An 8,081-nucleotide genomic window follows, 5' to 3' on the forward strand; every position below is an offset into this window, starting at 1 on the left:
GAGTGATCGCGGACAGCCGGGACGCGTTGTCATTGCAGGAGGCCAGTTATCCGGCCGCGCAGTACATCCCGCGCAAGGATGTCGACTTCACCCAACTCGAGCGCACCTACCACGAGACCTACTGCCCGTACAAGGGCGAGGCCTCCTACTACAGCATCGTGCCGGCCGGCGAGCAGGGCGTGAACGCCGTCTGGACCTACGAGACCCCGTACGACGCGGTCGCCGACATCAGGGAGCACGTGGCGTTCTACCCGGACCGGGTGGACTCCATCGAGATCCTCGCCGACTGATTCCCGCGGAGAGCGGCACGCAGCGGGTGCGTGCCGCTCGATCGCTTTTCAGGACTTCAGGAAGTCGATCAGGACGGGCGCGAGTACTTCCGGCGGGACCACGTGGTGGTGGCCGTCCAGTTCGACGTACTGGCCGCCGGGGAGTGACTTCGCGACGACCCGGGCCGAGTCGATCAGGAACTCGTGGCTGACGGAACCGCAGATCGCCAGCGCAGGCTGCGTCACCTTGCCGATCAGCTCTCGCGGGACCGTGCCACCTTGCGACGCGTTGCCCATCACGGCGAAGTCGTAGGCGATGGTCGGTGCGAGGTCGTCCATGCCAGGTTCCGCGGCCCAGTCCGACGCGGCGTCCTCCGGCATCCCGGCGATCGCGAGGAACGCCTCGACCGCGGCTGTCCGACGACCTTCAGCGAGCAAACGCAGTACGGTCTCGCCTGCCTCGTCGGACTGGCGTTGCGACTCGGCGTCGTCGGCGCCGTAGGGCGGCTCGTGCAGGACCACCTTGCTGATCGGCAGACCGCTTGCCGCAGCCTCGACCGCGAGTGCCGCGCCGGACGAGTGCCCGTAGACCGCAGCGACTCCTCCTAGCGCCGTGATCAACGCACCGAGATCCTCGACCTCCCGCGCGACGGCGTACGGGCTGGTGTCGCCGCTGTCGCCCCGGCCGCGGCGGTCGTACGAGACGACCGTGAAGTCCCCTTCCAGTGCCTTCGCCAGCGGACCCATCGTCGCCCGCGTGCACAACGCTCCCCCGACCAGAATCACCGGCGTTCCGGCGCCCGACCGCTCGTAGGCGATCGTCGTCCCGTCCGCGGAACTGACCTTCTCCATCTCGCTACCTCCTCCTGGGCGGCGCAGATCGGCGCCCTGTAGCCGGGACGTCGGGGCCGGGCGGCCGATCTCGACATATTCCCTTGCCGCCAGCGGCACGAGGCTGCTTCACTCCCGGTGAACATTCCGGGAGTGAAGGGGGTGGACACGTGCTGTCCAAGGTCGACGACTATCTGCACGCAGTACCGCTGTCCGGTGCGACCGGCCAGCAGATCGGTCCGTTCACGCTCTTCAGATCGACCACAGTCTGGCCGTACTACGCCCGCCCGGTGCCGGGGTCCGGCCGGACGATCGAGCCGGGCGATATCGAGAAGGTTCGTGCCCGCTGCGAGGAACTCGAACTGCCACTGAGTTTCGAGTGGGTCGTCGAGACCTGCCCGTCGCTCGGTCCTGCTGCCGAGGCCGCGGGATTGGAGGTCGTCGAACATCCGTTGCTCGTGCTCGATCCCGCCGACTTCAAACCGGCGACGGCGGCTGCCCGGTGCGAGATCCTGCCTGACTCCGCCGACCTGCACCGCGAGGCCCGAGCCGTCGCCAACGTGGCCTTCGGCGACCCTGGTACTGCGGTCGGCGCCGCCGGGCTGGAGGCCCGGGACGCGAAGATCGCCGAAACCACGGATGAATTCCTGGATGCCCTGCTGGAACGGGCTCGGGCTGGAGTCACGGTCACTGCGGCCGCCTTCAGCGAGCACGGTCTGATCGCCAGCGGGTCACACCAGCCGGTCGGCGCGGTCAGCGAGATCGTCGGAGTCGCCACCTTGCCCGCCATGCGCAGACAAGGTCTGGGAGCCGCTGTGACGACCTGCCTGGCCGAGCACGCCTTCGCCAACGGAGTCGACCTCCTGCTGCTCTCAGCCGAGGACGACGCCGTGGCCGCTGTCTACGAACGCGTCGGCTTCCACCGGATCGGGACAGCAGGCGCCGCCGAGTAGAGAACTGTCTGGTGCTCGGGCGTTAGGAATGTGCTCGGTAATCGGCAGCCGGTCGTGGGGGCTGGACTGGGGGCCGTACCGTTGGAGGGATGAGCAACACCGAGCGAACCCGCCCACGCACCCTCGCCGAGGCACTGCGTAGCTGGGACGACGCTGCGCTCGGGCAGTTGCTTCGGCACCGGCCCGACCTCGCAACGCCGATCCCGGCCGACACCAGCCAACTAGCAGCCCGCGCCACCACCAATGCCTCCGCCGCACGAGCTATCAACCGGCTCGACGAGTTCGGTGTCGACCTGCTCGAGGCCCTGTCCGCACTGCCCGAGCCAGTAGATGTCGCAGCCCTCGCGGCCGGGGTCGACCAACCTGTAGAGGTCGTCCAGCCGCGGGTTGCCGAACTGCTTGATCTAGCGCTGGTCTGGGGAACCGAAGACGACCTCCGTCCGATCCGCGCTGTCCACGAACTGCTCGGCCCCACACCGGCCGGGCTCGGGCCGATCACCACGCGCCACTTCGGTGATCTGGATCAGCTGATCGAGGACGCCGGCCCGGAAGCACGCGAAGTACTGGCCAAGCTTTCCTGGGGACCGCCTACTGGCACTGTCGAGAAGGCAGAGCGCCCGGTGACGATTGCGTCGGCCCGGACCCCCGTGGAGCAACTGCTCGCCCGCGGACTCGTAGTGCCGAAGGACGCCACCACTGTGGTGCTGCCGCGGCAGATCGGGTTGCACCTGCGGGGCGGGCGTGTGCTCGCGTCAACGCGACCGACACCGCCTCCGCTGGACGGCAAGGAGGTCTCGGCCTCGATCGCCGACCGGGCCGCTGCCGGCGCGGCACTCGACCTGGTTCGCCAGATCGACCGCGCCCTCGAACAGCTCGGCACCGACCCACCGCCCGTACTACGGACAGGTGGCATCGGCGTCCGGGAGCTCCGCAGCCTCGGCAACCGGATCGGCGCCGACGAGCAGACGACCGGAGCGGTCTTAGAGCTCGCATTCGCCGCTGGGCTGATCGCCGCCGTCGAGGTGGGGACCGGCGAGCTCTGGCTGCCCACTGGCGCGTATGACGACTGGCTGGAGCTGGACACCGCCCACCGATGGGCCCAGCTCGTCATTGCTTGGTACACGGGCCTCAGGGCGATCGGCTTGATCGGCAGGCGCGACAGCGGCGGGGCAACGGCTGCTGCGCGTGAGCGACTGGTGAACGCTTTGGCGCCCGACCTGGAGCGACTGCTTGCTCCGGAGGTCCGAGAGCTCACGCTGCAGGCTCTCTCAGAGGCTGCGTCGGGTAGGTCGCCCGCCTTGGAGTCAGTGGTGACTTGGGTCGCTTGGCACCGCCCGCGCCGGGGCGGCCAGTTCCGGGACGACCTGGTCGAGTGGACCGTCACCGAGGCCGCCCTGCTCGGTTTGACCGGGCTTGGCGCTCTTGCGTTGCATGCACGCGTTCTGCTGGACCCCGAGCCGTCTGTTGACGACTTGGCTGCAGCTATTGAGCCGCTGGTTCCAGCGCCTGTCTCTGAGGTGCTCCTGCAGGCTGACCTCACGGCGGTTGCACCCGGGCCGCTCGTGCGCGCAGTACAGGATGAACTGACGGCTATGGCCGACATGGAGTCGCATGGCGGCGGTGGCGTTTACCGGTTCAGTGAGAGCTCGGTACGCCGGGCGTACGACCTTGGGCGGACCAGCGAGCAGCTGCACGAGTGGTTGGCCGAGCACTCACGGACGCCTGTTCCACAGCCACTCACGTATCTGATCGACGACGTTGCGCGACGGCACGGCGTACTGCGGATCGGCTCGGCGTCGACGTACCTGCGCTGTGACGACGAGAACGTGCTCACCGGACTGCTGAGCGCGAATCTGCCGGGCATCCGCTTCCGGCGGCTCGCCGCGACGGTCGTGGTGTCGCCATCACCGCCGGACATGGTGCTGAGTCGTCTGCGCGAGGCCGGGCTGGCTCCGCTGGGCGAGACGTTCGACGGCGTGGTCCACGTGACCACCGCAGGCAACCGCCGGGGCGAACCGCCGCGGCGGAGGACCAGCCGGGACTTCGCGGACACCTCGATCGAGCTGACCGAGGACCAGGTGAAGGCCGTGATCGAGCGGGTCCGCAGCGGCGACCGGGTGGCCGCCGAACGCCCCGCTGAACACACGTCCGGCGAGGCATCCGCCCCGGCCGAGACCATCGGCATCCTCGGCAACGCCGCCGAGACCCACGCCCGGACCTGGATCTCGTACGTCGACCACAACGGCATCGCAGCGGAACGGATCGTCGAACCGGTCAGGGTCGCCGACGGCTGGCTGACCGCGTACGACGACGGCGCGGACCAGCCCCGCACCTACGCCTTGCACCGGATCTCGGCGGCCCGCCCGGTCGAGTAAAACCGTCACCCCCACCCTGTACGGGCAAAACAACCCCCAGGGGCAAGGCGAGAACCCGCATGATCATTCGCCCCCTTTTCACCCCAACCCACAGCCTGCATCTGACCCGCCGACCCAAGGGTGAAAAGGGGGCGAATGATCATGCGGGTTCTCGGGGCTGCCCCCTGGGGGGCACTTGCCCGTACAGGGCCGGGGTGACGGGTTGGCTGTGTGAGAGAGGACGGGTTGTGGGGGCAAGGCACAATGGAGGGTCGGGTGGAGTGTTCTGCCCGGGTTGCTGGTGACGGGAGATTGAGTAGTGACTGACGGGCCGTTGATTGTTCAGTCCGACAAGACGTTGTTGCTGGAGACGGCTCATCCCGACTCGACCGACTGCCGGAAAGCTATTGCGCCGTTCGCGGAGTTGGAGCGGGCGCCGGAGCACGTGCACACCTATCGGTTGACGCCGCTGGGGCTGTGGAACGCCCGGGCTGCCGGGCACGACGCCGAGCAGGTCATCGACGTACTGCTGCGCTACAGCCGCTATCCCGTGCCGCATTCGCTCCTGGTCGACATTGCCGAGACCCTGGACCGCTACGGGCGGCTCCGACTGGAGAAGCACCCGCAGCACGGTCTGGTACTGATCAGCACGGACCGCCCGGTCCTGGAAGAGGTACTGCGCAGCGCCAAGATCAAGCCGCTCCTCGGAGCGCGGATCGACGACGACACGGTCGTGGTTCATCCGTCCGAGCGCGGTCACCTGAAGCAGACGCTGCTCAAGATCGGCTGGCCGGCGGAGGACCTCGCCGGGTACGTCGACGGCGAGGCGCACAAGATCGAGCTGGTCACCGATGGCTGGGAGCTCCGCCCCTACCAACAGCAGGCCACTGACGCCTTCTGGCACGGCGGCTCCGGTGTAGTCGTGCTGCCGTGTGGTGCGGGTAAGACGATCGTCGGAGCGGCCGCGATGGCGCAGGCCTCGGCGACCACCCTGATCCTGGTCACGAACACCGTCTCCGCGCGGCAGTGGAAGGACGAGCTGCTGAAGCGGACCACGCTGACCGAGGAGGAGATCGGCGAGTACTCCGGTGCGCGCAAGGAGATCCGGCCGGTCACGATCGCGACGTACCAGGTGATGACGACACGGCGGAAGGGTGTCTACACGCACCTCGAGCTGCTGGATGCCCGCGACTGGGGCCTGATCGTGTACGACGAGGTGCACCTGCTGCCGGCGCCGATCTTCCGGATGACCGCGGATCTGCAGACCCGGCGCCGGATCGGCCTGACCGCGACCCTGGTCCGCGAGGACGGGCGCGAGGGCGACGTGTTCTCGCTGATCGGGCCGAAGCGGTACGACGCGCCGTGGAAGGACATCGAGGCACAGGGCTGGATCGCGCCGGCCGACTGCGTCGAAGTACGGGTCGATCTGGAGCAGTCCGAGCGGTTCGTCTACGCGACGGCCGAGCCGGAGGACCGGTACCGGCTGGCGGCGTCGACCCCAGCCAAGTCCCGCCTGGTCCGGCAGATCGCCGAGCACCACAAGGGCGAGCCGATGCTGGTGATCGGGCAGTACATCGACCAGCTGGACGAGCTCGGTGAGCGGCTGGAGTGCCCGGTGATCAAGGGCGAGACGACGGTCAAGGAACGGCAGCGGCTGTTCCAGGCGTTCCGCACCGGCGAGATCAACATGCTGGTGGTCAGCAAGGTCGCGAACTTCTCCATCGACCTGCCCGAAGCGTCGGTCGCCGTCCAGGTCTCCGGCACCTTCGGCTCGCGCCAGGAAGAGGCACAGCGCCTCGGCCGGGTCCTCCGCCCCAAGGGTGACGGCCGCACCGCCCGCTTCTACTCGATCGTCGCCCGCGACACCGTCGACGCCGAGTTCGCCGCCCACCGCCAGCGCTTCCTCGCCGAACAGGGCTACGCCTACACCATCGTCGACGCCGAAAACCTCTTCGCCTGACCCTCGTTCATCAGGGATTGTTGCCTCGGGCAAGGTCGTCGGAGGGGATCAGGGGGCAGCCTGCTCGTTTCAGGTAGGAGCCGGCGCCCCGGTCTCCGGTGGCGGCCGCCTTTGCCTGATCCCAGTGGGCCCGGCCGATCAGGATGGGGTGACCGGCGCGGTCGTGGTAACCCGCCCGCGCCAACGCCCGGTCCCCGGGACCGGCCGCCGCCACGACTCGCCGTACGACGTCTGCTCCGACATCCGGCATACCGACCAGATGGACGAGCGCCGCCTCGGCATCGGTCGTCGCCGCCCAGCTCAGTCCCGCACGGAGCGACGCGGACATCCCGACGGACCAGTCGACGGCCGGGACGATCGTGACGTCGGAATCCACCAGCAACGCCGTCACCTCGTCCGCTGCCGCCCCGACCACCACGCCGATCGGATCACAGCCGCCGTCGCGCAGTACCTGGACCGACCGCACCACCCAGGGGACGCCGTCAGGGGCGACCACCAGCCCCTTCGGTCGACCGATTCGGGTCCCGGCACCGGCAGCGAGCAGTACTCCGACTGGCCTCATGACAGCCCAGTGTCCCCTTCGGGCAGCGGAAATGTGATCTAACAGTCATTTCGGAATGCCATCGCCGGTGTCCTCGTTGCCGCTCTTGAGGGGTATTGCGACGAGCTCAGGACGGGGGTGACGGGTCGGTCACGAAGAGTGTCTCGGGGGTTGCCCAGGGCAACATCAGGGTTAAACCTGGGCCAATTTCGAGCGTCTGACCGGTACCGTCGAGGGGTATGGGGACACAGGCACTGGAGCGGGTGGACGTAGGGGATCAGGAGCGCACCACCTCGGGGCCGGGACCGGTGGTCTGGCGGGTGGTGCGAGAAGCGGTCCTGCTCGCCACCCTGTTCCTGGTCTACAGCGCCGGGCGACAGGTCGCCGCGAAGCACACCGGGTCGGCGTTCGACCACGCCCGCGAGATCCTCTCCCTGCAGCGCTGGCTGCATCTGCCCAATGAGGCAGCGATCCAGCACTCCGCCCTCCAGGTCCCGCACCTGATCGAGGGCGCCAACCTGTACTACGCCTCGGTGCACGCGCCGCTCACCGGAGCGGTCCTGCTCTGGTTGAGCATCTGGCGTCCGAAGGCCTATCCCAGGGTCCGCTGGACGATGGTCGCGGTCACCGGTCTCGCGCTGGTCGGGCACATCCTCTTCCCGCTGGCGCCGCCGCGGATGATGCCGGGCTTCGTGGACACCGGCCTGAAGTTCGGTCAGTCGGTCTACGGCCCGGAGAACTCGGGCGGCGTGGCGAACCAGTTCGCCGCGATGCCCAGCCTGCATGTCGGCTGGGCCGCCCTGATCGCCCTCTCGATGATCCTGATCACCCGGACCAAGTGGCGCTGGCTGTGGCTGCTGCACCCGATCATCACGTTCGGCGTGGTCGTGGTGACAGCGAACCACTACTGGCTGGACGGCCTGGTCGTACTGGCCCTGCTCGGCCTCAGTCTGCCGCTCCTGCTGCGGCGAGGGTTGCGCGCCGATCGGCCGCGGACGCGTAATTCGGTTTCGCCACGCAACGTCCTCAAGTAACGTGACGGGGCTTCCCCGACCGTCGACCGCATTGCGGAGGTCCTGTCATGCCCCCTGACATATCCGACGACACCCTCACCTCCGAGCAGGACTACCTCCGTACGTCGCGCGCGGCGCTGACCGTGATGCGGGAGAAGAC

At 68.4% G+C, this 8,081-nt stretch carries 7 protein-coding genes; 5 read left to right on the top strand and 2 right to left on the bottom strand.

Going from position 1 to position 8,081, the window contains the following annotated elements; translation table 11 throughout:
- On the top strand, positions 1-290 hold a 290-nt coding region (locus VFG33_RS38865), incomplete at its 5' end, for a DUF427 domain-containing protein (RefSeq protein WP_325058045.1).
- A gap of 48 nt (positions 291-338) precedes the next feature.
- On the opposite strand, the gene VFG33_RS38870 is transcribed toward VFG33_RS38865, so the two are convergent.
- On the bottom strand, positions 339-1,121 hold the full coding sequence (locus tag VFG33_RS38870; RefSeq protein ID WP_325058046.1) for an alpha/beta fold hydrolase: 783 nt from the start codon (positions 1,119-1,121) through the stop codon (positions 339-341).
- A 149-nt stretch (positions 1,122-1,270) separates the two neighbouring features.
- Between VFG33_RS38870 and VFG33_RS38875 the strand changes: the two genes are divergently transcribed.
- The 3 genes from VFG33_RS38875 (at position 1,271) to VFG33_RS38885 (ending at position 6,367) form a co-directional block, all read left to right on the top strand.
- Positions 1,271-2,053, top strand: coding sequence for a GNAT family N-acetyltransferase (locus VFG33_RS38875; RefSeq protein WP_325058047.1), 783 nt, complete (start codon positions 1,271-1,273; stop codon positions 2,051-2,053).
- 89 nt (positions 2,054-2,142) lie between these two features.
- Positions 2,143-4,428: a helicase-associated domain-containing protein gene (locus tag VFG33_RS38880; RefSeq protein ID WP_325058048.1), complete on the top strand. Its 2,286-nt coding sequence runs from the start codon at positions 2,143-2,145 to the stop codon at positions 4,426-4,428.
- Between the two features lie 298 nt (positions 4,429-4,726).
- Entirely contained in the window at positions 4,727-6,367 is a 1,641-nt protein-coding gene (locus tag VFG33_RS38885) for a DNA repair helicase XPB (protein ID WP_325058049.1), read from the top strand.
- A 10-nt stretch (positions 6,368-6,377) separates the two neighbouring features.
- Here VFG33_RS38885 and VFG33_RS38890 read toward each other — a convergent pair whose 3' ends face one another.
- The gene (locus VFG33_RS38890) at positions 6,378-6,929 is read right to left on the bottom strand and encodes a nucleotidyltransferase family protein (protein ID WP_325058050.1); all 552 of its coding nucleotides are present in this window, start codon (positions 6,927-6,929) and stop codon (positions 6,378-6,380) included.
- A gap of 218 nt (positions 6,930-7,147) precedes the next feature.
- Here VFG33_RS38890 and VFG33_RS38895 point away from each other — a divergent pair, with 218 nt between their 5' ends.
- On the top strand, positions 7,148-7,942 hold the full coding sequence (locus VFG33_RS38895; protein WP_325058051.1) for a phosphatase PAP2 family protein: 795 nt from the start codon (positions 7,148-7,150) through the stop codon (positions 7,940-7,942).
- Positions 7,943-8,081 lie beyond the last annotated feature (139 nt).

The organism is Kribbella sp. (genome assembly GCF_035687465.1).
GTDB lineage: Bacteria > Actinomycetota > Actinomycetes > Propionibacteriales > Kribbellaceae > Kribbella.

Bases quoted from the DNA above. Each gene is read 5' to 3' on its own strand.
- VFG33_RS38880 (WP_325058048.1), top strand. From the start codon at position 2,143: ATGAGCAACACCGAGCGAACCCGCCCACGCACCCTCGCCGAGGCACTG.
- VFG33_RS38890 (WP_325058050.1), bottom strand. From the start codon at position 6,929: ATGAGGCCAGTCGGAGTACTGCTCGCTGCCGGTGCCGGGACCCGAATC.
- VFG33_RS38895 (WP_325058051.1), top strand. From the start codon at position 7,148: ATGGGGACACAGGCACTGGAGCGGGTGGACGTAGGGGATCAGGAGCGC.
- VFG33_RS38870 (WP_325058046.1), bottom strand. From the start codon at position 1,121: ATGGAGAAGGTCAGTTCCGCGGACGGGACGACGATCGCCTACGAGCGG.